Source organism: Pseudomonas rubra, assembly GCF_028656935.1.
GTDB lineage: Bacteria > Pseudomonadota > Gammaproteobacteria > Pseudomonadales > Pseudomonadaceae > Aquipseudomonas > Aquipseudomonas rubra.
Window position 1 is genome coordinate 127,738 of the sequence record NZ_JAMDGZ010000001.1, and the last position, 19,438, is coordinate 147,175.

18 protein-coding genes and 1 pseudogene are annotated in these 19,438 nt (G+C 56.8%); 9 read left to right on the plus strand and 10 right to left on the minus strand.

What is annotated here, in order from left to right; genetic code table 11:
• Window positions 1-24: 24 nt before the first annotated feature.
• The 3 genes from M5G17_RS00590 to M5G17_RS00600 all read right to left on the minus strand — a co-directional run bounded on the left by M5G17_RS00590 (window position 25) and on the right by M5G17_RS00600 (window position 1,972).
• The gene (locus tag M5G17_RS00590) at window positions 25-1,092 is read right to left on the minus strand and encodes a phage integrase (RefSeq protein WP_273891099.1); all 1,068 of its coding nucleotides are present in this window, start codon (window positions 1,090-1,092) and stop codon (window positions 25-27) included.
• A gap of 4 nt (window positions 1,093-1,096) precedes the next feature.
• Window positions 1,097-1,333: a DUF4224 domain-containing protein gene (locus M5G17_RS00595; RefSeq protein ID WP_273891129.1), complete on the minus strand. Its 237-nt coding sequence runs from the start codon at window positions 1,331-1,333 to the stop codon at window positions 1,097-1,099.
• 237 nt (window positions 1,334-1,570) lie between these two features.
• Window positions 1,571-1,972 (minus strand): hypothetical protein, encoded by a 402-nt coding sequence (locus M5G17_RS00600; RefSeq protein WP_273891100.1) that lies wholly within the window; start codon window positions 1,970-1,972, stop codon window positions 1,571-1,573.
• Window positions 1,973-2,114: 142 nt separating this feature from the next.
• Between M5G17_RS00600 and M5G17_RS00605 the strand changes: the two genes are divergently transcribed.
• Entirely contained in the window at window positions 2,115-2,951 is an 837-nt protein-coding gene (locus tag M5G17_RS00605; RefSeq protein ID WP_273891101.1) for a hypothetical protein, read from the plus strand.
• Between the two features lie 173 nt (window positions 2,952-3,124).
• On the opposite strand, the gene M5G17_RS00610 is transcribed toward M5G17_RS00605, so the two are convergent.
• On the minus strand, window positions 3,125-3,250 hold the full coding sequence (locus M5G17_RS00610) for a type 2 periplasmic-binding domain-containing protein (RefSeq protein ID WP_273891102.1): 126 nt from the start codon (window positions 3,248-3,250) through the stop codon (window positions 3,125-3,127).
• 84 nt (window positions 3,251-3,334) lie between these two features.
• Here M5G17_RS00610 and M5G17_RS00615 point away from each other — a divergent pair.
• A pseudogene (locus tag M5G17_RS00615) lies at window positions 3,335-3,692 on the plus strand (hypothetical protein); the annotation flags it as partial.
• Between the two features lie 26 nt (window positions 3,693-3,718).
• On the opposite strand, the gene M5G17_RS00620 reads toward M5G17_RS00615, so the two are convergent.
• The gene (locus M5G17_RS00620; protein ID WP_273891103.1) at window positions 3,719-4,537 is read right to left on the minus strand and encodes a hypothetical protein; all 819 of its coding nucleotides are present in this window, start codon (window positions 4,535-4,537) and stop codon (window positions 3,719-3,721) included.
• 57 nt (window positions 4,538-4,594) lie between these two features.
• Entirely contained in the window at window positions 4,595-5,263 is a 669-nt protein-coding gene (locus M5G17_RS00625; RefSeq protein ID WP_273891104.1) for a hypothetical protein, read from the minus strand.
• 296 nt (window positions 5,264-5,559) lie between these two features.
• Here M5G17_RS00625 and M5G17_RS00630 point away from each other — a divergent pair, with 296 nt between their 5' ends.
• Window positions 5,560-6,177, plus strand: a complete 618-nt coding sequence (locus M5G17_RS00630; protein ID WP_273891105.1) for a recombinase family protein — start codon at window positions 5,560-5,562, stop codon at window positions 6,175-6,177.
• A gap of 99 nt (window positions 6,178-6,276) precedes the next feature.
• Entirely contained in the window at window positions 6,277-6,795 is a 519-nt protein-coding gene (locus M5G17_RS00635) for a hypothetical protein (protein ID WP_273891106.1), read from the plus strand.
• Window positions 6,796-7,247: 452 nt separating this feature from the next.
• Here M5G17_RS00635 and M5G17_RS00640 read toward each other — a convergent pair whose 3' ends face one another.
• The gene (locus M5G17_RS00640) at window positions 7,248-7,592 is read right to left on the minus strand and encodes a CbrC family protein (RefSeq protein WP_273891107.1); all 345 of its coding nucleotides are present in this window, start codon (window positions 7,590-7,592) and stop codon (window positions 7,248-7,250) included.
• Window positions 7,593-7,793: 201 nt separating this feature from the next.
• Window positions 7,794-7,988 (minus strand): hypothetical protein, encoded by a 195-nt coding sequence (locus tag M5G17_RS00645; RefSeq protein WP_273891108.1) that lies wholly within the window; start codon window positions 7,986-7,988, stop codon window positions 7,794-7,796.
• Between the two features lie 782 nt (window positions 7,989-8,770).
• Here M5G17_RS00645 and M5G17_RS00650 point away from each other — a divergent pair.
• Genes M5G17_RS00650 through M5G17_RS00670 form a run of 5 tightly spaced genes read left to right on the plus strand, consistent with a single transcriptional unit; the run spans window position 8,771 to window position 17,305 of the window.
• Window positions 8,771-10,747, plus strand: a complete 1,977-nt coding sequence (locus M5G17_RS00650; RefSeq protein WP_273891109.1) for a type I restriction-modification system subunit M — start codon at window positions 8,771-8,773, stop codon at window positions 10,745-10,747.
• Complete coding sequence (locus M5G17_RS00655) at window positions 10,744-11,766, plus strand: PDDEXK nuclease domain-containing protein (RefSeq protein WP_273891110.1); 1,023 nt, start codon at window positions 10,744-10,746, stop codon at window positions 11,764-11,766. The genes M5G17_RS00650 and M5G17_RS00655 overlap by 4 nt, the downstream gene beginning before the upstream one ends.
• Window positions 11,763-13,139: a restriction endonuclease subunit S gene (locus M5G17_RS00660; protein ID WP_273891111.1), complete on the plus strand. Its 1,377-nt coding sequence runs from the start codon at window positions 11,763-11,765 to the stop codon at window positions 13,137-13,139. Before M5G17_RS00655 ends, M5G17_RS00660 begins: the two co-directional genes overlap by 4 nt.
• A complete protein-coding gene (locus M5G17_RS00665; RefSeq protein ID WP_273891112.1) occupies window positions 13,139-16,348 on the plus strand; it encodes a type I restriction endonuclease subunit R in 3,210 nt (1,069 codons plus the stop codon). The genes M5G17_RS00660 and M5G17_RS00665 overlap by 1 nt, the downstream gene beginning before the upstream one ends.
• Before the next feature lie 45 nt (window positions 16,349-16,393).
• The gene (locus M5G17_RS00670) at window positions 16,394-17,305 is read left to right on the plus strand and encodes a restriction endonuclease (RefSeq protein ID WP_273891113.1); all 912 of its coding nucleotides are present in this window, start codon (window positions 16,394-16,396) and stop codon (window positions 17,303-17,305) included.
• A 175-nt stretch (window positions 17,306-17,480) separates the two neighbouring features.
• Here the strand turns inward: M5G17_RS00670 and M5G17_RS00675 are convergent, their stop codons facing one another.
• Entirely contained in the window at window positions 17,481-18,986 is a 1,506-nt protein-coding gene (locus tag M5G17_RS00675; RefSeq protein WP_273891114.1) for a YfjI family protein, read from the minus strand.
• A complete protein-coding gene (locus M5G17_RS00680) occupies window positions 18,983-19,231 on the minus strand; it encodes a helix-turn-helix transcriptional regulator (RefSeq protein WP_090513119.1) in 249 nt (82 codons plus the stop codon). Before M5G17_RS00680 ends, M5G17_RS00675 begins: the two co-directional genes overlap by 4 nt.
• Window positions 19,232-19,438 lie beyond the last annotated feature (207 nt).

A 19,438-nucleotide genomic window follows, 5' to 3' on the forward strand; every position in this document is an offset into this window, starting at 1 on the left:
CGCAACTCCTTCGTAAAAGATGTTTCATCGGGTTGGTTTCACGATCTCCCCGACGCGGCGGTAAACGGTCTGCGTGATCCGCTTATCGGTGTGCCCTAGTAGCCTACTCGCGTGCGCCAGGTCTTCAATTTCGCTCGCTGCTTTGGGGCGGATATCGCGAAACTGGAATTGACGAATGCTGTCGGCCAGGACGCTATCGAGGTCTTCCATCGCTTTGGCGGCGGCCTTGGATCTAGCATCATCAAAGCGAAGGCGTAGCATCGCTGGCGTCACGTTACGGCCGTCCTCTGTCACGATCAGGTAAGGGTTGCGCACCCCGCGCGCCTTGCGTTGGCTCAGAAGGCGCTCAACCAGTATCCCCAGCTGGCTGGTCTCTGTTTCCGACTCAAGACGTATCCTCAGTTTTTTTGTCGTTTTGCCCTGGGCGAATTGCAGAAAACCATCAACCACGTCTGTCGCCCGGGTGGCCAGTACATCAGCTGGGCGTTGACCAGTCAGATAGCCCAAGTCCATTGCATCGCGCAGCTCGGAAGTGGCGTATTTGTACACCGCATCCCAGATCGCCGGTCCTGCATAGAAGTCCCGAGGAGTCTCCTTGTTCTTGCGGATACCGGTCGCTGGGTTTGGGCGGTCAGTAATGCCCCACTCCCTTGCCATGTTGAAAATGTGAGAGAGAAGGGCGATCTCTCGATTCGCCCTAACCTTGCCTGTCCGTCTATCTCGATACTGGGCAAGTACTTGAGGTGTAATCAACTCCATCGGGGCATCATCGAAGGCTTTGCGCAGCTGTTTGAGCTCGGCCAGGTTGTCCTTCTGGGTGCGCGGCTTTTTGCCCGGAATGACATCCCGCTCATAGCGATCGAATAGCTGCCCCATCAGGCGCGTTATCTTTGGAATGGCCTTTCTGTCGAGCTTCGCCCATTCCACTTTGGCGATGTCCAGGTCGTTACCTAAAGGTATCTCTCGACGCCTGCCATCTTCGTCCCTGCCGTCGTAGTAGTAAGCAACCCAGATGTTGCCGTTTTTGCGCTTTCGCGTACGCCGAATCATTCGCGGCGGAAGATCTCTATTAGCGGTTTGTTTCGGACGCATCTTGCTAACCCACCCGAGACAAATCGAAAGTCCAAGTCTCTGCGACGGCGTTCATTGCTGTTGGCTTAACTCCAGCCAGCTTTAGGCGAGCGTACACTCGGCCAACGACCGGACGTCTGGCGCAAGATAGGGCGTATTGCCATCCATTACTAGCTAGCCATTGAATTTGTTTCGATGGCAGTTGATAGCCAGTGATAGCTGCAATTTCCTCTTCACTCAGAGTTTCAGTCTGAATTTCCATGATTTTCTCCGCGCCGCGCTTGGCGGCAGAGGTGATGAGGAATTCGTTCAGGCGCATGCTTGATAAGAACCCAGCGCGGTGTGCTCATTGGGGTGTTCGCTCCCTGCCAGGGAATATGTTTGGGATCATTTTCAGCGCTCCGTATCAGTCCGTTTGAGAACAAGGTACTGGGGCTCAGGAGGGATAGGTTTCGCTTTCAAACGCTTTTAGCGTCGGAAATTGAAATTGCCGTAAAAGTTATAATTTTATTGTCTGGGTTCGCTTTTGCGTGGTTTTTTGGCAGGAATCATTGGTTTGCTCAAAATATATGCGGTTCATTGTGCATATGGGGATTGAGTACCCCTGAATGCTCGTCAGTATCGTTTCGTCCCCCTCCGCAACCATGAAGCAGGGATGGCCACGACGGAAACGCATTCCCCGCCCGGTGTAATTGCGCAGGATGATTTCCCAGGCCTCATTGTCGTAGTAGACGCCCGTGATTTCAGACCAGTTGGCCGAAACGCCGCTTCCAACGATGCCTTCAGGCGTCAGGCAGAAAATTTCTACGTGGTTTTCCTGTGTGGCAGGTACGGCGTAAATCCGGCCATTCGGCGCTATGGGTGGGAAAGTCTGTCCATTGCCTAGGTGACGAAATTCCATGGTGGTGCTCCGCATGCATGAGGTTGCTTGACACGCTATGCCAGGCTCTGGAAATCCCAAGCCGGAACAGCTCACAGGCTTATACCGTTGGGTTTCCTAAAGGTCTCCGTAAGCTGTGGCAATCAAAACAGGGAGTGGCGCCATGGGTAACAAATCAACAACGATCCGAATCGGCTTGCTGGCCGCGACTGTAGCTCTTCTGGTCGGGTGCTCTGGCACCCAGGGGGCTAAGACTGTGCAGCTTCCTGAGCCGAAAGATGTACCGAGGGAAAAATGGTCGGATGCTATGCATGTTTTGGCCGCCATGGGGATTTCCGGGCAGCGTGACGTTCCAATCGAGCTGGCAGGGGCAGTTGATAGGGCGAGCCCGGTCAGCGGCTCTGGAACAGTGCTCGGGGATGCAGGATCAAGCGCGGTTAGCTTCGCTTCGCCACCTACAGGTTTGAGTGTTGGCGCAGCAGCGGGAATTGGCTTGGGCTTGATGCTGTTGGGTGGCTCGAGCGATCCGGCGCGTGCAACTCAGGTTGTCGCGTGGGTGCCTGCTGACCAGGCAAGCTCGCCGGAGGCGGCGTCTGCTCTCGCATTGCGTAAGGTCGAAGATGCTCGCAAGAGAGTTTTTGCCAATGGCCTATCGAAGCTGCCAATGCAGACCGGTAAATATCCTGATGGTCATCACTTCGGCTATGCATCCCTGGCAGATAGTTATGCGGAGCGGCCGATTCCATACAGTGAAGAGGCTGCTAAATCGCCGAGCTTTCTGAGATCGCCATTCAGCTTCGGGCCGATCTTCATCCGTGACAATCAGTTCACGCTTGATGCCTACAAGAACGACATGACAACGTCGGAAGCCATGCAGCTTGTTTCGAAAGGCCTGCCAGAGTGGATCTACATCTACCACCCTGGCCAGCGGCTGAGGAAAAACTCGATTCCTGCGGCAATTTTCAATCAGGGTAGGGTGCTCCACTTCGTAGGGAAGTAATTGCACTCCACTTGATCACCCATTTTCATCGAATTTGACACGCACACGGAGTGTCCCTGACCGGCAGAAAGCGACCCGTTGCTGACGCTCACGGAAAGGGCCTTTTACCAGAGAGAAACGTTTTCGTGCTATTAGGCCCCTCGGTGCTTGGTCAGATCATCCCGAACAGACTGCTATACGCGCGATTCATGCCCGTTGCGCCAGACTAGGTGAGTTCGAACCCGAGCAACCTTTGGGGGCAAGGGGAGCGCTCTGACCAAGCTTTCCACGTGTACAGCCTGGAGCACGGACTGCGGCATGATAGCCACTCCCGCCCCGGCTGCTACACGCGGCTATCGCATGGTAGGACGCGAGTTCGAGCACCCTGGCGGGCACGATTTCACAGGTCTGACTGGATCTTCGACCAAGTCGACCGCGGTGTTGACGTGCTGCCCACCAACCCGGAACTGGTCAAGACCGGCTTGGACCTGTTCGACTTCCCAACCATCGCGTTCCTGCAGGCGTGTACACCCTACAACGAGCCGCGCGAGGGTCGTGGAGGATCGGCAACAACACCCGGTCCGAATGGCCTTCTTCGGCTACGCCGGCAGCTCGCAGATCACCTGCTTGCAGCTGATGGCTAAGAAGATCGCAGTGGCGCGAAGCACTTCAGGCGATGTACCGGAATCGGCGCTCAACTCACTAAACCAGGACGGTGACTCAGTTGAAATGGCTTTAGCTAGACCGCTAATCGCGGCATAGCGCATGGCTACCTTCGGGTGGCTTTTTTAGTTGGGAGCATATTGAAGTTCTGCTGCGGATGAACAAGGCAACAGTGGAAACTCTTCCGGGATATTAACAGGTTGCAGCCATTGAGCACGAGAGGGCCCTACATAGAGCTCAGATATTTTTGGCGCTACAAGGACCTTTGTTTTTTCAGGGTTCGCAAATACAACACTATATTCCGCATCATTCACCCCTTCACATCGAAACGAAGCGTTGAAATCAGCGAAATGCGCTACCCGGTAAATTGTGGCCTTTTTTTGATTACTTGTAGCCACCCATCCCCATACCATTGCTGCGAAAATAATCTGTGCACCCGCCCCCACTAACAGCGTGATCAGAATGGCAGCGCCATCATATGAGCCTGCAAAATCATTACGCCACAAATACGTAATGCCGAGCGTGATAACAAAAGCCACCAGCACCGGCAAAAACAGCATGTCAACGACTTGTAGCGCAGTAGTCGCGAATAATGTCATGGGGAATAAAGAAGCATCAACGTGAAATATTGCATTGATTTCTGCCATGGCCTGAGCTTTTGCTACATAAGTAAAATATGCAAGCATAAGCAACCACGCGGACAATGATGCCTTCAGACCGATAAGATGCTGCAGAATTGTGGTCTCGATCGTACCAATGAACACATACAGCCCAGTAAGGACAAAGAACATCATAAGAAAAAGCGCAGTATCAGGTTTGTCTTCAGTATACCCGCACGCCACCAGAAATACTAAAAAACTCAGTATCGCAATGTAGAGCAAGGCAGATCTTGTCTGACTAAGCTTGACCTTATCAGTGGTCAGCTCCGATGTAGCATTCGACATCACTAACTCCTTAAAAGCATTACGATTCACCTGACATTGCGCAGACAAATTTAATAATCATACAGTGCCCGAGTTCGCAACTACAACCCAGGCATCACGCATCGCTCGTAGAAAATCGAACATCCCACTCGCCGTTATCGAGATAGCTGCGACAGTAAATACCGTCCAAAACATCACTCCTAACTCGAAACGGACTAAGCCTATCCCGCCATTAAAATCAAAATCTCTTAAAATTACAAGCTTGATCAACATCGTGCGAGGCAGCCGATAAAAAGCCCCCATTAAGTTTAGTTCACGAAAGACCCTCGATGCTGCATAGCTCCCAATAAGAAAAACTGCAACCATAACACCAATCCTTACAACGACCCCGTACCGGGCTTCCAATATAGGGAAGCTGGTCGTACTGACGACACTAGCAATAGCAAAGATAAACGTATTCATGAAATACAACACAGCAGCCAGAAGCACACTCCCAACCCCAAGCACTACTGAACATCTAGCTAACATCCTCCGCATTTTTACGCTATGTCGTGCGCGAGATCGTTGGCTTTCAATAAGCGACCAGCGGAACAATAAAGCGACTAAAGCTACTAAAATATCAAAGTGAACTACGCCCGTCTTAGTGACAAAGAATGCGGCGAAGAAAGTAACAATCCCACTAACACACCTCCATAAAACCTTTCTATCCTCACTAAGGCCAGCCCAGTATTCCTCGGTTATACCCATGTTCGAGCTCTGCTTTTTGACCACTTGTCTCTCCCTATGTAAACAACCGCTACGTAATCATCTCACGATGGGTGACCTGGATCCCAGTTTGCAGGATTGGTTTAGCTCACGGAAAATCAGGTTGGCCGACGAGGGATTTCTGAAGTGGGCTGCAATCGGGCCCATACGGACACTTCTGCAAGGGTATGCCTAGGCTGATACAGGCAGATTCCACCTTTACCAGCCTTTTCACTTGATATGTGACACCCAAAATGCAACGCTGTTAGGGCAACACCCTAACTGATACAGGTTGCATTATGTTCATCCGTGCTTACCTTCGAGCTTCAACCGACGAGCAAGATGCCGGCCGCGCCCGCACGGCTCTCGAGAAGTTTGCCAGCGACCAGAACAAAGTCATTGCCTGCGAGTACCTGGAGAACGCCAGAGGAGCGACCGCAGATCGGCCTGAGCTGCTGCGCCTGCTCAAGGATGCCCGCAAGGGTGACGTGCTGCTGGTGGAGTCAATAGACCGCCTCTCACGCCTTCCTGTGGAGGACTGGCAGAAGCTCAAGGCTGCGATTGATTCCAAGGGGCTGCGCATCGTCGCGCTCGACCTGCCAACAAGCCACCAGGGAATACAGGACACCAAAGGCGACGAATTCACCAGCCGTATGCTGGGTGCGATCAACTCGATGCTGGTGGAGATGATGGCGGCGATCGCACGCAAAGATTACGAGCAGCGACGTGAGCGTCAGGCCCAGGGTATTGAGAAGGCGAAGGCCGCTGGAAAATATCAGGGCCGGCCAGTAAACGCGGATCTGCACAAGCGCGTAACGGAGTTGCTCGAAGCTGGCCTAGGCATCCGCGCAACGGCCCGGCACGCAGACTGCTCTTCCACGACGGTTCTAAGAATTAGGGACGCTGCTAGGCAATAGCGGGCATCCTCCGAAGCAAATGCTGGCATTGAGCTACGCTACCTCGACAATGGCTCACTTTCCTGTGCGCCAGTTTCGTCAAATAGTTGAGGGAGCAACATGGGACTGAATCAAAAGGATCTCAATCCAGAGATCCGCGGGTTGATGGTTCAAGAGATGGATCACGATCTAGCAGGCCAAAATATTTATCTGAGTTCACGGCTCAATGCCCAGGGAAGAGATGTCTGGTATCAACTTTTGAAGGAGGCTTCCGCCAACCATTCGGATGACTGGTTGGCAAATGAGATTGTTCGGCAACGCCTACTCAATCCCTACGATCTCCGTCAAGGAAAGCAAATTGCGATGCGCCAAGATGCACACCAAATGCTAGCCGAGGGGGAGTTCAATCGATTCTTTATGCGCGGGATTTGTTTGAAGGCCATTCAATTGGGAGCCCCGGCAGTGGTGGGCTATAGGGCAAGAGCATCGCAGAATCCCAGGCCGGATTCCCAGGCCATCATTGGTAAGAAATTTGAGCCACGCGAGTTTCTCGAACGGCTTCGCTCAGCGATTGGTGCTGACACCCCTTTCGGATATCCAGGTAGTGCCAACTCCGGTCTTTCAGTTGAGCTCACGTAAGTTTTGATCACAAATAAGCCCCGCCAGATGAATGCCTGAGCGGGGCTTTTTGTTGCCTATAGCATTCCTCCTGCACCCGCCTTGCACCCATGAGAACTTAGCGAAAACAACAGAAACTGCTGAAGGCCTTGATTTATATGGTGTCACAGGGCGGGTTCGAACTGCCAACCTTCCCCTTTGGAGGGGCAAAACTTCGGTGCTTACAAAAGGGCGGCCTGGAAGGGGGCTGCATCAGCGTGTTGATGAGCTGCTCCGCGCTGGCCTGGGGATTCGGGCTGCCGCTCGCCATACAGGGGGCAGTAACACCACAGTACTTAAAATCCGCGATCAAATGACCGAGTAGCGACGCAGTTTTACGTGCTGTCGAGCAGTAGTGACATCCGTGCGAATTCTACCCCGGCTGTATTCTCCGCTTGGGTAGTATTCCGGTCGCCTGGGGTGAACTGGCTCGTTTAACGGCCCAGGCGACGGCGCAGGGCTCGAATCATCCTGGCGCGCATGAAAACGGTTGCGATTGACACCGCAAGCGCTATACCGCCCGCCATTTCACCGAAACGGACGAACGCAACGATGTTCACCAGGGCGAGAACCATAAGGCCGTAGAACTCGGCATTGGCCTTGCCGGCAGCCAGAGCCTGATGTTCGGTGAGCATCCACTTCGGCGACAGGCAGAAGGGGCATACGGACGCCGCCGGGTCACGGCCGCCCACGGGTACTCCGCTGATGTAGAACGGCGCGCTGGTTATCACTTTCGGAACCATCTTCTTCTTGCAGCACTGGCACTCAACTTTGCTCATGACGTGAACCTGCTGGACTTGGCACATGCCTGAACGTACCCGAGCACTTGCGAATCCCAAGTCAGCGGCTTGCGGGCCTGCCGATGTGCTGCAAATCAGTCGGTGTGATGCTTCTTGTCGAGATGATCTGCGACCTTGTAGCCAATCACCGCAGCCACTCCCAGCGTGCCGACCACGCCGATGACCGCGTAAACCAGTAGCTCAATCGAGTCCATGTCTTGCTCCTTCTGGGCTGAAAATTTTCGCTGAATCCAGCTTCTCACCTGCTGTGCCAATCCCAAGGATTTCATCCGCCTGAAATCCCTTTCCGCCAGTATCTGGCTGATTGAACTCGAGGGCGACCGGCGCACCGCTCATACCCGCTGCGCGACACTGGTTGCAAAAAAGCATGTTCACACCACCTCTCTTGCTTATGGGAGTCTGACAGTTCACCTCACATAGAGAGAATCTGCCGATTTTGGTCGAAGGGGTGTCGTGAAGGGGTGTTGCCGCTGTAGCCTGCATGGTTACTGGGTTTCAGGCTTTTCAGGGCGTCTTGTACAGGTTAAGGGGTGTCGTAAAGGGGTGTTGTCGCCCAGGTAAGGGGTGTCGTCAAGAGGTGTCGTCGCTGCAGCCCGCATGGTTACTGGGTTTCATGTTGTTCAGGGTGTCTTGTACAAGTTTAGTGGTGTCGTAAAGGGGTATTGCTGTCCAGGTAAGGGGTGTCGTGAAGAGGTATCGTCGTTGCAGCCGCATGGCTACAGGGCATCGGCTCTTCGCTGTGTGCCATAACGGCAGCGGCAGATCGACGACGGATGACGATTGGGCATCAGGAGGCATTCGGCAGGCGCGCACTGTGACAACAAATGGTCGATAAATGACGACGCTACGGGCTGAGCGAAAGGGCGCGTGCAATGAATGCGCAACAGATGACAACGGTGAGTTGCGTGAGAGATTCCGCTACTCAAATGGCAAAGCCGGCTGATCCATTACCTGCCGGATAATCACTGCATAGGTCGCTAAAACCCGATTTCAAGAACACGTGCAGCAGACATGTCGTTGCTGGCGACACGTTCGGGTGAGGACTGAGCATCTTCGAGTATTGGGAACGGAGCGCAAATGAGCCGTCGGGCCTGTGACATGCAGCCAGCTCGAAGGGGTAAACTCGCGTTTTTGCCCGTACTCCAAGGAATTATTGCGTGAACACGGAGAATCATTCCCAAACGGCCACTTTTCTCTGGTCGATTGCCGATCTGCTGCGCGGTGACTTCAAGCAGTCCCAGTACGGCCGCATTATCTTGCCGTTCACCCTGCTGCGGCGCATGGAGTGCGTGCTGGAGCCGACAAAAGATGCCGTGATCAGCCAATCCTGCGCCCAGGAAGGGCGGCCTGACCTGGTGCGCGAGAAACTGCTGCTGCGCGCTGCCGGTCAGCAGTTCTTCAATGCATCGCCGCTGTCGCTGGGCACGTTGTCCGATACCCAGACCAGCGAAGACTTGCTGAGCTATGTGCAGTCCTTCAGCACGGACGGACGCGAGATCTTCGAGCATTTTTACTTCGAGGACTTTGTCCAGCAGCTGGCCAGCGCCGACTTACTGTATCAGGTGGTGCAGCGCTTCGCGGCGGTCGACCTGAGCCCCGAGCGCATCAGCAACTTCGGCATGGGCATCATCTTCGAAGAGCTGATCCGCAAATTTGCGGAAAGCTCCAACGAAACTGCCGGGGAGCACTTCACTCCGCGCGACATCGTGCACCTGACCACCTCGTTGGTGATCACCGGCCAGGACGACAAGCTCAAGCCCAGCAGCATCGTCACCATTTACGACCCGACGGCGGGCACCGGCGGCTTCCTGTCCGAGGGCGACGAGTACATCCAGTCGATCAGCGAGCAGGTCACCGTGTCCCTGCATGGTCAGGAGCTCAACCCCGAGTCCTACGCCATCTGCAAGGCGGACATGCTGATCAAGGGGCAGAAGGTCGAGAACATCAAGCTGGGTAACACCCTCTCGGACGACCAACTAGCCCGCGGCAAATTCGACTTCATGCTCAGCAATCCGCCGTTCGGCGTCGAGTGGAAGAAGGTGCAGAAGCGGATCACCGACGAGCACAGCGAAAAAGGTTTCGCTGGCCGCTTTGGTCCCGGCCTGCCGCGTGTGTCCGATGGTTCGCTGCTGTTTTTACTGCACCTGACTAGCAAGATGCGTGACCCGCGTGAAGGCGGCTCGCGTATCGGCATCATCCTCAATGGTTCGCCGCTGTTTACCGGCGGTGCCGGCAGTGGCGAGTCGGAGATCCGCCGCTACCTGCTGCAGAACGATCTAGTCGAGGCCATCATCGCGCTGCCCACCGATATGTTCTACAACACCGGCATCGCCACCTATGTGTGGGTGCTGTCCAACCACAAGGCCGCCGCGCGCAAGGGCAAGGTGCAACTGGTCGACGGCACCCAGCACTACAGCAAGATGCGCAAATCCCTGGGCAGCAAGCGCCAGTTCATCACCGACGAGCAGATCGACGACCTGGTACGCCTCTACGGCCGCTTTGAGCAAACTGCGCAGAGCAAGATCTTCCCCATCGCCGCCTTCGGCTACCGGCGCATCACCGTCGAGCGCCCGTTGCGCCTGAGCTTCCAGACCACCCCGCAACGCATTGAGCGCGTCCTTGAAGAAAAAGCCATGCAGAAGCTGGACGACGACGCCCGCCTGCGTCTGCTGTCCGCGTTGCAGTCAATGGATGCCGGCATCGTTCACCGCAACCGCGAGCAGTTCGCCAAGGTGCTGAAAAAGGCCCTGGCCGGCCATGGCATCAGCCTCAGTACAGCCGAGCAGAAAGCCGTGATGAACGCGCTCGGCGAACGCGATCCCGAGGCTGATATCTGCATGACCAAGGGCCAGCCCGAGGCCGATAGCGGCCTGCGCGACAACGAGAACGTACCTTTAGGCGAGTCGATCTACCACTACTTCGAGCGCGAAGTGAAGCCTCATGTGCCGGACGCCTGGATCGACGAGAGCAAGCGTGACGCCCAGGACGGCGAAGTCGGCATTGTCGGCTTCGAAATTCCGTTCAACCGTCACTTCTACGTGTTCCAGCCGCCGCGCCCGCTGGAAGACATCGACCGGGACCTCAAGGCCTGCACCGACCGCATCAAGCAAATGATCGAGGCGCTGTCGGCATGAGCGAACCAAACACACCCCGCAGTGCAACGGACGACCGCTTCGATGAGGTGCTCGCGCTGATCCACAGTGCCAAGCAGCAGGCCATGCAAGCGGTGAATACCCGGCTGATCGAGCTGTACTGGCAGGTCGGCGCATACATCAGCGGCAAGCTGGAACAGGCCGAGTGGGGCGATGCCGTGGTCAGCCAGTTGGCCGATCATCTGGCCCGGACCCAGCCAGGGTTGCGAGGTTTTGCCCGGTCGAATCTGTTCCGCATGCGGCAGTTCTACGAGACCTACCGCGCCGAGGAAAAAGTCGCACCACTGGCGCGACAATTGTCCTGGTCGCACAACCTGATCATCTTCAGCCAGAGCAAGCTCCCGGAGGAACGGGAGTTCTACCTGCGCATGGCGGTTCAGGAGAGGTGGTCGAAGCGCGAGCTGGAGCGCCAGTTCAAGGCGGCGCTGTTCGAGCGCAGTGTCACCCGGCCGGCAAAAATCTCGGCAGTGCTGAGACATACTCACCCCGCCGCGCTGGAAGTGTTCCGCGACGCCTATATGGTCGAGTTTCTCGACCTGCCCGGCGGTCACGCCGAGGTCGATCTGCATCAGGGATTGTTGGCACGCCTCAAGGATTTCCTGATCGAGTTGGGCCGCGACTTCTGCTTTGTCGGCTCCGAATACCCGCTGCAGGTCGGCGGTCGCGACTTCGCCCTGGATCTGCTGTTCTTCCACCGTGGCCTCAACTGCCTGGTGGCCATCGAACTCAAGGTCGGCCGCTTCGAGCCGGAGTACCTGGGCAAGCTCGGCTTCTACTTGGAAGCGTTGGACCGCGACGAGCGCAAACCCCACGAAAACCCCGCCATCGGCGTGCTGCTCTGTGCCAGCAAGGACGACGAGGTGGTCGAGTACGCCCTTAATCGCAGTCTGTCGCCGGCGCTGATCGCCGAATACCAGACCCGCCTGCCGGACAAACAATTGCTGCAGGCCAAGCTGCATGAATTCTATGCGTTGAATACCGCGCAAGGAGAGGCGCAATGAGCCAGTTCAAGCCGTACCCGGCCTATCAGGATTCCGGGGTGGAGTGGTTGGGGGAAGTGCCCAAGCATTGGATGTTAACGCCTATAAAACATCTCGCGCTACTCAACCCGAGGAAGTCAGATTTCGCCGGTGATACTGAGCAACTATGTAGCTTTGTGCCCATGGAGAAGCTGAAAACTGGCGTCGTGCAGCTGGACGAAGAGCGTCCCATCGAAGAGGTTATTGGTGGCTATACCTACTTCGAAGATGGGGACGTCCTGCAAGCCAAGGTCACGCCGTGCTTCGAGAACAAGAATATTGCGATTGCCAAGGGACTGACCAATGGCATTGGGTTCGGCTCCAGCGAAATCAACGTACTAAGACCCTTCCAGGGTGTCACTGCGGAGTACCTTTATTACCGCGTGCAGGAAGACAGCTACATGAGCTTCTGCTCTTCCAACATGATCGGTGCTGGAGGACTCAAGCGGGTGCCCACTGATGTGATCAATAACTTCAAGGTCGCTGCGCCCGAGCTATTCGAACAAACCCAAATCTCCCGCTTCCTCGACCACGAAACCGCCCGGATCGACGCACTGATCGAAGAGCAGCAGCGTCTGATCGAACTGCTCAAGGAAAAGCGCCAGGCCTTGATCTCCCATGCCGTCACCAAAGGCCTCGACCCTGCGGTGCCTATGAAGGATTCCAGGGTGGAGTGGCTGGGCGAGGTGCCGGCGCATTGGGCGGTAGCCCCAACCAGCTATCGCTACGAAATTCAACTTGGGAGGATGTTGAATGAGCAGCGTGCGCAGGGCGAACATTTAAAGCCCTACCTTCGTGTTCTTGATGTTCAGTGGAACTCAATTAATACGTCTGACCTGCCTTTGATGGATTTCCCTCCGGATGCACAGCTTATATATCGCCTAAAGAATGGCGATCTTTTGGTCAATGAGGGTGGTAGCTATGTTGGTCGCTCAGCAATATGGCGAGGCGATTTGGACGAATGTTATTACCAAAAGGCCCTCCATCGACTGCGCGCTCGTGATGCGAAAAGTGATACTGCCGAATTTTTCCTTTACGTTATGGAAATGGCTACTCAGCGGGGAGTTTTCATTGCGGGCGGCAATCAAACAACGATCGACCACCTGACCGCAGAGCAACTGCGAAAGTACCGATTTGCCTTCCCACCTTTAAAAGAACAGCTACAGATCGCCGAGTTTATTTCCACGGAAGCCTCAAAGATTTCGAATACGACCTCGGAAGCAGAAAATCTGATTGTTCTTCTTCAAGAACGCCGCTCCGCCCTGATCTCCGCCGCCGTCACCGGCAAGGTCGACGTGCGCGGCTGGCAGCCACCTGCCAGCGTGTCATCCCCCGAATTAGAAGAGGCCGTGTAATGGCTGACAGCAAGGAAGCCCAGTTTCAGCAGGACATCATCAATGCCATGACCGCCCAGGGCTGGCTCACCGGTCCGGCCAGCGGTTACGATCGGCGCACGGCGCTGTACACCGAAGACCTGCTGGCGTACTTCAAGGATGCCTGGCCGGAGCGCTGGGACAAGTTCAGCAAGGCCAACCCGAACGACTCGCAAGGCGTGCTGGTACAGAAGGTGGTGCGCGAGCTGGAGCAGAGCGGCACCCTGGATGTGCTGCGCCACGGCTTCAAGCTGCCGGGGGTGAAGGTCGATCTGTGCAGCTTCCGTCCCGACCACGGGATGAACCCGGATACCCTCAAGCGCTACCAGTGCAATCGCCTGCGCGTAGTACCAGAAGTGTCTTACTCGCCCCATGCGCGTGGAGCCGCGAATGGCGGACAAAGCTACAACCCGCGCCTGGACCTGGTGCTGTTCGTCAACGGCATCCCCACCGCCACCCTGGAACTGAAAAGCGATTTCAAGCAGTCGGTGGAAAACGCCAAGCGTCAGTACTGCAAGGATCGCCCGGTCAAAGACCCAATGACGCGCAAGCCCGAGCCACTGCTGACCTTCAAACGCGGTGCCCTGGTGCATTTCGCCGTCGGACAGAATGAGGTGGCGATGACCACCAAGCTGGCCGGCAAGGACACCTTCTTCCTGCCGTTCAACCTCGGCAGCGAAGACGGCGGTGCCGGTAACCCGCAGCCGCAAGACGACAGCCAGTACGCCACCGGCTACCTGTGGCAGCGCCTGTTCCAGCCGGATGCCTGGCTCAAGGTGCTGGGCCGCTTCCTGCACCTGGACAAGAAAACCTCGGAAGACTTCGAGGGCAAGCTGGCCACCAAGGAGACCATGATCTTCCCGCGCTATCACCAGTGGGAAGTGGTTAACACGCTGATTGACACCACCCGCGCCGAGGGGCCGGGGCGGCGCTACCTGATCCAGCACAGCGCCGGCTCGGGCAAATCCAACTCGATTGCCTGGACCGCCCACCAACTCGCCTCGCTGTACGACGAGGCCGGGCAGCGGCTGTTCAACTCGGTGATCGTGGTCACCGACCGCACTGTGCTCGACAGCCAGCTGCAGAACACCATCTACCAGTTCGAACATGCCCAGGGCGTGGTCAAGCCGATTACCCGCGACGTCGGCACTACGAGCAAGTCCGAGCAGTTGGCCGAAGCATTGGCCGAGCAGACACGCATCATCATCGTCACCATCCAGACCTTCCCGGCGTTGTTCGATGCCCTGGACAAGTACCCCAAGCTGGCGTCCGGGCGCTATGCGGTGATCGCCGACGAGGCCCACTCCTCGCAGACCGGCTCATCGGCCAGCAAGCTGAAACAGATTCTCGGCAGCGATGCGCCGGATAAAGGAGACGAGGACGAATCGGTCAGCGCCGAAGAGCTGCTGGACGCCGCCGTGGCCGCACGCAGCCCCAACGAGCGCATCAGCTACTACGCCTTCACCGCCACGCCCAAGGCCAAGACCCTGGAGCTGTTTGGCCGCCCGGCCAATTCTGAGCTGCCGCCGAGTGCCGGCAACAAGCCCGAGGCGTTTCACCTGTATTCGATGCGCCAGGCCATCGAGGAGGGTTTTATCCTCGACGTGCTGCAGAACTACACCACCTACAGCACCGCCTGGAAGATCGCCCACCCGGATGCCGAGGACGAGGAAGTCGACTCGAAGAAGGCACGCAGCAAACTGGCGCGCTGGGTACGCCTGCATCCATACAACATCGGCCAGAAGGTCGAGGTGATCGTCGAGCACTTCCGGCAGAACATTCGCTACCTGCTGGGTGGCCAGGCCAAGGCCATGGTGGTGACCAGCAGCCGTCAGGAGGCGGTGCGTTACCAGTTGGCCATGCACGAGTACATCAAGCAGCAGGGCTACAGCGATGTGCATCCGCTGGTGGCCTTCTCCGGCAGCGTGTTGCCCGATGGGGTGATTCCCGAGGAAGTCACCGAGAACAGCAGCGTGCTCAACCCCGGCCTGAATGGCCGCGACCTGGCCAAGGCGTTCGACACCCAGGACTTCAACGTGATGATCGCCGCCAACAAGTACCAGACCGGCTTCGATCAGCCCAAGCTGTGCGCCATGTACGTGGACAAGAAGCTGCAAGGCGTGGACTGCGTGCAGACGTTGTCGCGGTTGAACCGCACCTTCCCGGACAAGCGCACCTTCATCCTCGATTTTTTCAATGATCCCAAGGACATCCTGGAGTCGTTCCTGCCTTACTACACCAAGGCCGAACTGACCGACGTGACCGATCCACAACTCATCTACGACCTGCAGAAGAAGCTGGATGCCGAGGGCATCTACCACTGGCAGGAGGTCGAGGCGTTCGCCAGCGCCTTCTTCGACCCCAAGGCCGCCGCCAGCAAGCTCAGTTACTACTGCCAGCCGGCCAAGGAGCGTTTCGCCAAGCGCTACAAGGTCGCCGCCGAGGCGCGCGTCCAGGCGCTGGACTTCAAGCGCACCGCCGCAGCCAATGGCGACAGTGCCGGCCTGAAAAAGGCCGAGCACGCGGTCAAGGAGGCCGGCGAGCAGGTCGATCAGCTGGACCTGTTCCGCAAGAACCTGCAGAGCTTCGTGCGCCTGTACGAATTCCTCTCGCAGATCGTGCCCTACGAGGATCGCGAGCTGGAGCAGCTCTGTGTGTTCGCCAAGCACCTGTACCCGCTGCTACGCATCGACCGCCTGGACGAAGACGATGTGTATGTGGGCGAGCTGCAACTGACCCATTACCGCCTGACCAAGCGTGCCGAACACCAGTTGCGTCTGAGCGAGGAGGAGGGCGAATACGGCTTGGAGCCCGCCACCGACATCGGCAGCGGCAAGGCCCACGATCCCGAGAAAAAACACCTGTCGGAAATCATCGCGGCGCTCAACGACATCTTCGGTGCCGAAGTCAGCGACGACGACCAGTTGCATTTTCTCACCGGCATCGCCCAGCGCATCAGCCGCCAGGACGACGTGATGGCCCAGGTCAACAGCCAGCCAGCCGACCAGGTGATGCACGGTCTGTTCCCCAAACGGGTGGAAGACATCGTGCTGGACGCCATGACCGACCATGAAAAGCTGTCGCTGGAAGTGCTGGATAACGTGGCCAAGAGCCGGGCGTTTGCGCTGGTAATCTACAAAATGCTGAAGGCGATGAGCGGCGTAGATGAGCAGGCAATGCGCGGGTTCTGATGGTTTTTCAGCGGGCTGAGTTGCGATTATGGAGAAGGAACCAGGATGTCGATTCCGGATTTTCAAAGCGTCATGCGCCCGGTGCTGGAGGCGGTTCGAGACGGTGTAGCGATTCCGCTCAGCGTGTTGCGCGAAAGCATCGCTGATGTATTCCAGTTAACCGAGGAAGAGCGCAAAGAGCGGCTGCCGTCGGGGCATCAAACGGTGATCAACAACCGGGTGGGCTGGGCTAGGACCTACCTGAACAAGGCCGGTCTGCTGACTATTCCGAGCAAGGGCATGGTGCAGATCACTGCCCGTGGTCGGGAAGCCCTGGCCAACGGCCCGGAGCGCATTACAGTGGCCTGGCTGAAGCAGTTTCCGGAGTTTGCCGACTTCCATACCGCTAAACCGCAGACCGTTGATGTGCTTGGAGTGCTTGAAGTCGAGGCTGCCGAGACCACACCGGACGAGCAATTGGCCGAGGCTCATCAGGCACTGGTGCAGTCACTAGCCGATGAGCTGTTGGCGCAGGTCAGGGCGGCCACGCCAGGGTTTTTCGAGCAACTGGTGGTCGATCTGATGTTGGCCATGGGCTATGGCGGCTCGCGCAAGGAGGCCGGCAAGGCAACCCAGGCCACCAGCGATGACGGAATCGACGGCATCATCAAGGAGGACAAGCTCGGCCTGGATGTGATCTACCTGCAAGCCAAGCGCTGGACCAATACGGTGCATCGTCCCGAGATCGACAAGTTCATCGGCGCGCTGACCCGGCAGCGGGCACGCAAAGGCGTATTCATCACTACGTCGGAGTTTTCCGTAGGCGCACGCGAGGCGGCACTTGGCCTGGATATCAAAGTGGTACTGATCGACGGCGTCGAGCTCGCGCGGCTGATGGTCGAGAACAACCTGGGCGTGAGCGTTAAGCAGGTGTACGAGGTGAAGCAGCTCGACAGCGATTACTTTGCTGAAGAGTGACTCACAACCCTGGTGGTTGGTTCAGCCCAGCAGGTATGAGGTCGGATATCACTGTTGGGCTGGCAGTTAGTATCCCAACCAGGGGGTAGGGCTACCTACAAAACCTACAGAACTAGGTTTCGTAGGTTTTGTAGGTAACCCTGCCGGCCTTTTGAGTAAACAGGCTGGGTCGAGGCTACGTTTTTCGCCAGACATAGCGTGTCGATGGGCGGCCACCTTTCTCACCGGCAACCTCGTAGCCAACGATGAAGTCGTGTTCAACCAGAATTGCGAGCGCATTATTCACGGCGTCCTGCGAGCCCAATCCCGTCCAGTCCTTCTGGCGCACCTCTCGTGCGGTAAACGGCTCGGGTAATTTCTGCTGACGTTCCAGGAGCAACCGGGCCCCCAGTAGTGGGGCGTTAATTGCTGCACCGTACAACCGCTGTGCATGGCTCATCAGGTAGGCCGCCCAGCCAATTGCTCGGGTAGCAGCCTCTGCACTGACCACTTGCTGTCCTCCGCCGATAAGCTCGAATAGAAGTGCTAATCCGGCAATGGTCTGCGGCATTTTCAGTAAGTGGGATTGCAATGCTGGATGTAATTCTTCCCTTCGGCTTTCCTGCATGTGACGGGTATACCAAGCGTTAAATATCTCCTGTGCCTCCGGGCTGAACCTGAGTGCAGAACGAGGCTCATCGGGTATTTGGTCGAGCTGCTCGATAACCCAATCCACGCGCTCAGTGGCGGCTTTGTTCGGCCAGCGGTCCACCAGACGCCATTCGCGGACATCGTCGGGATAAACGGCGAGTTGCAGGCGCTGTATCAGGCCGTCATCCAATTCGCCGCTGATCGCGGCGCGCACCAGCGATGCGATTCGTGACGGTTGAATGCCGCCGATCAAGGATAAACAGCATGACTCGATGAAAATGGTGCCGCGCCCAATGCGGTCGTAGGTGAATGAGCCGTTGCCATCGAAACATTCCAGGTAGAACGCTCGCGCAACAGAACCGTCCTCGCTCTGTATCGTCGCCAGCCAGCCTCCCAGCTCGTCACGCACAAGCAGTAGGCCGTTGGGGTTTTCGTTGAGCAGTTCGCCGAGTTTCTCGACAGTTGAGTCGTTGACGATGTACCGGCGCAGGACTGGAGCCTGCATGTCGCTGGAAAATCTGTTCAGTTCCGCCAAAGCTGCGTTCTTGTCGCCGCTACCTAGAAGTTTTTTTGCCTTGACCTTGGCGGCGTTGCGCTCCATTTCGAGCAGCTCGCTGCTGGCCTTGTGTTCGGCCTCAGCCAGGCCGTACTGTTTTCGCTCCCTGGACTCCAGGGCATGCAGTGGGCGCAGTGCCTGTTTGAGTGCTGGCGATTTCATCGCTGATGGCCGACCGATGATGACGCCCCATTGATTGGGGACGACCATCCAGTCGTCGTGCTGTTTCGGGTGGATGGTAAATTTGCGACCCACCACAGCACTGGCAGCAACCACGAGTGCGACCCCAATAAAGTCTGGTGGGCACTGGGTGCGTTCAGCGACATCGCGTACATATTCCCGCAGATCGGCTGGCAATAGCTCGTCACGCCAGGGCATGACCCGAGACAGCCCGCTCGGGAGCGGCTTTGGCGCAATTTCCAGACTCAGATATGAGGTAAGTGCCGGTTCGGGCATCTCTGCCAAGAACGGCGGCATCTGCTCGTGTGTGGTCATTGCTCATCTCTCTCGGAGAGATCCTGAGTGACGCCATCACGCTCGCTGATCTTGCTCTCCAGCCAGGCCTCCACCTCCGCGACGACGAAGTAAACGCCAGCCTGTTTGCTCGGGCCAAATTTGATGGGGCGAGGGAAGCTGGGGTCGGTTTCGCGCAGCTTTTCGAGGCCGGAGCGGCTCTTGTCAAAGCAGTGCTGCAGAGAGGTGTGACTAATCAGGTATTTCTTGGGGGCATGTGTCGGCATGTGTGGGTCTCTGTGTGTAAGCCGACACAGATTTAATACCCCCGACAGCGCTTTGGGGTGCGATTTCAAACCAAAAAAGCGACGGAAAACGTTTTCTCGGTTGTTGAGGTAAAGGCGGCAGCCGCGGATAGGCTTCGCGGGCAGGGAGGCTGTCATAAAGCTGGCATAACCCAGCCAAAACAGCCCCAAAAGGCACAAAAAAGGCAC

What these genes read in the sequence shown, in the direction of transcription:
- M5G17_RS00590 (WP_273891099.1), bottom strand. Translation starts at nt 1,092, where the DNA reads ATGCGTCCGAAACAAACCGCTAATAGAGATCTTCCGCCGCGAATGATT.
- M5G17_RS00595 (WP_273891129.1), bottom strand. Translation starts at nt 1,333, where the DNA reads ATGGAAATTCAGACTGAAACTCTGAGTGAAGAGGAAATTGCAGCTATC.
- M5G17_RS00600 (WP_273891100.1), bottom strand. Translation starts at nt 1,972, where the DNA reads ATGGAATTTCGTCACCTAGGCAATGGACAGACTTTCCCACCCATAGCG.
- M5G17_RS00605 (WP_273891101.1), top strand. Translation starts at nt 2,115, where the DNA reads ATGGGTAACAAATCAACAACGATCCGAATCGGCTTGCTGGCCGCGACT.
- M5G17_RS00610 (WP_273891102.1), bottom strand. Translation starts at nt 3,250, where the DNA reads ATGCCGCAGTCCGTGCTCCAGGCTGTACACGTGGAAAGCTTGGTCAGA.
- M5G17_RS00620 (WP_273891103.1), bottom strand. Translation starts at nt 4,537, where the DNA reads ATGTCGAATGCTACATCGGAGCTGACCACTGATAAGGTCAAGCTTAGT.
- M5G17_RS00625 (WP_273891104.1), bottom strand. Translation starts at nt 5,263, where the DNA reads ATGGGTATAACCGAGGAATACTGGGCTGGCCTTAGTGAGGATAGAAAG.
- M5G17_RS00630 (WP_273891105.1), top strand. Translation starts at nt 5,560, where the DNA reads ATGTTCATCCGTGCTTACCTTCGAGCTTCAACCGACGAGCAAGATGCC.
- M5G17_RS00635 (WP_273891106.1), top strand. Translation starts at nt 6,277, where the DNA reads ATGGGACTGAATCAAAAGGATCTCAATCCAGAGATCCGCGGGTTGATG.
- M5G17_RS00640 (WP_273891107.1), bottom strand. Translation starts at nt 7,592, where the DNA reads ATGAGCAAAGTTGAGTGCCAGTGCTGCAAGAAGAAGATGGTTCCGAAA.
- M5G17_RS00655 (WP_273891110.1), top strand. Translation starts at nt 10,744, where the DNA reads ATGAGCGAACCAAACACACCCCGCAGTGCAACGGACGACCGCTTCGAT.
- M5G17_RS00660 (WP_273891111.1), top strand. Translation starts at nt 11,763, where the DNA reads ATGAGCCAGTTCAAGCCGTACCCGGCCTATCAGGATTCCGGGGTGGAG.
- M5G17_RS00665 (WP_273891112.1), top strand. Translation starts at nt 13,139, where the DNA reads ATGGCTGACAGCAAGGAAGCCCAGTTTCAGCAGGACATCATCAATGCC.
- M5G17_RS00670 (WP_273891113.1), top strand. Translation starts at nt 16,394, where the DNA reads ATGTCGATTCCGGATTTTCAAAGCGTCATGCGCCCGGTGCTGGAGGCG.
- M5G17_RS00675 (WP_273891114.1), bottom strand. Translation starts at nt 18,986, where the DNA reads ATGACCACACACGAGCAGATGCCGCCGTTCTTGGCAGAGATGCCCGAA.
- M5G17_RS00680 (WP_090513119.1), bottom strand. Translation starts at nt 19,231, where the DNA reads ATGCCGACACATGCCCCCAAGAAATACCTGATTAGTCACACCTCTCTG.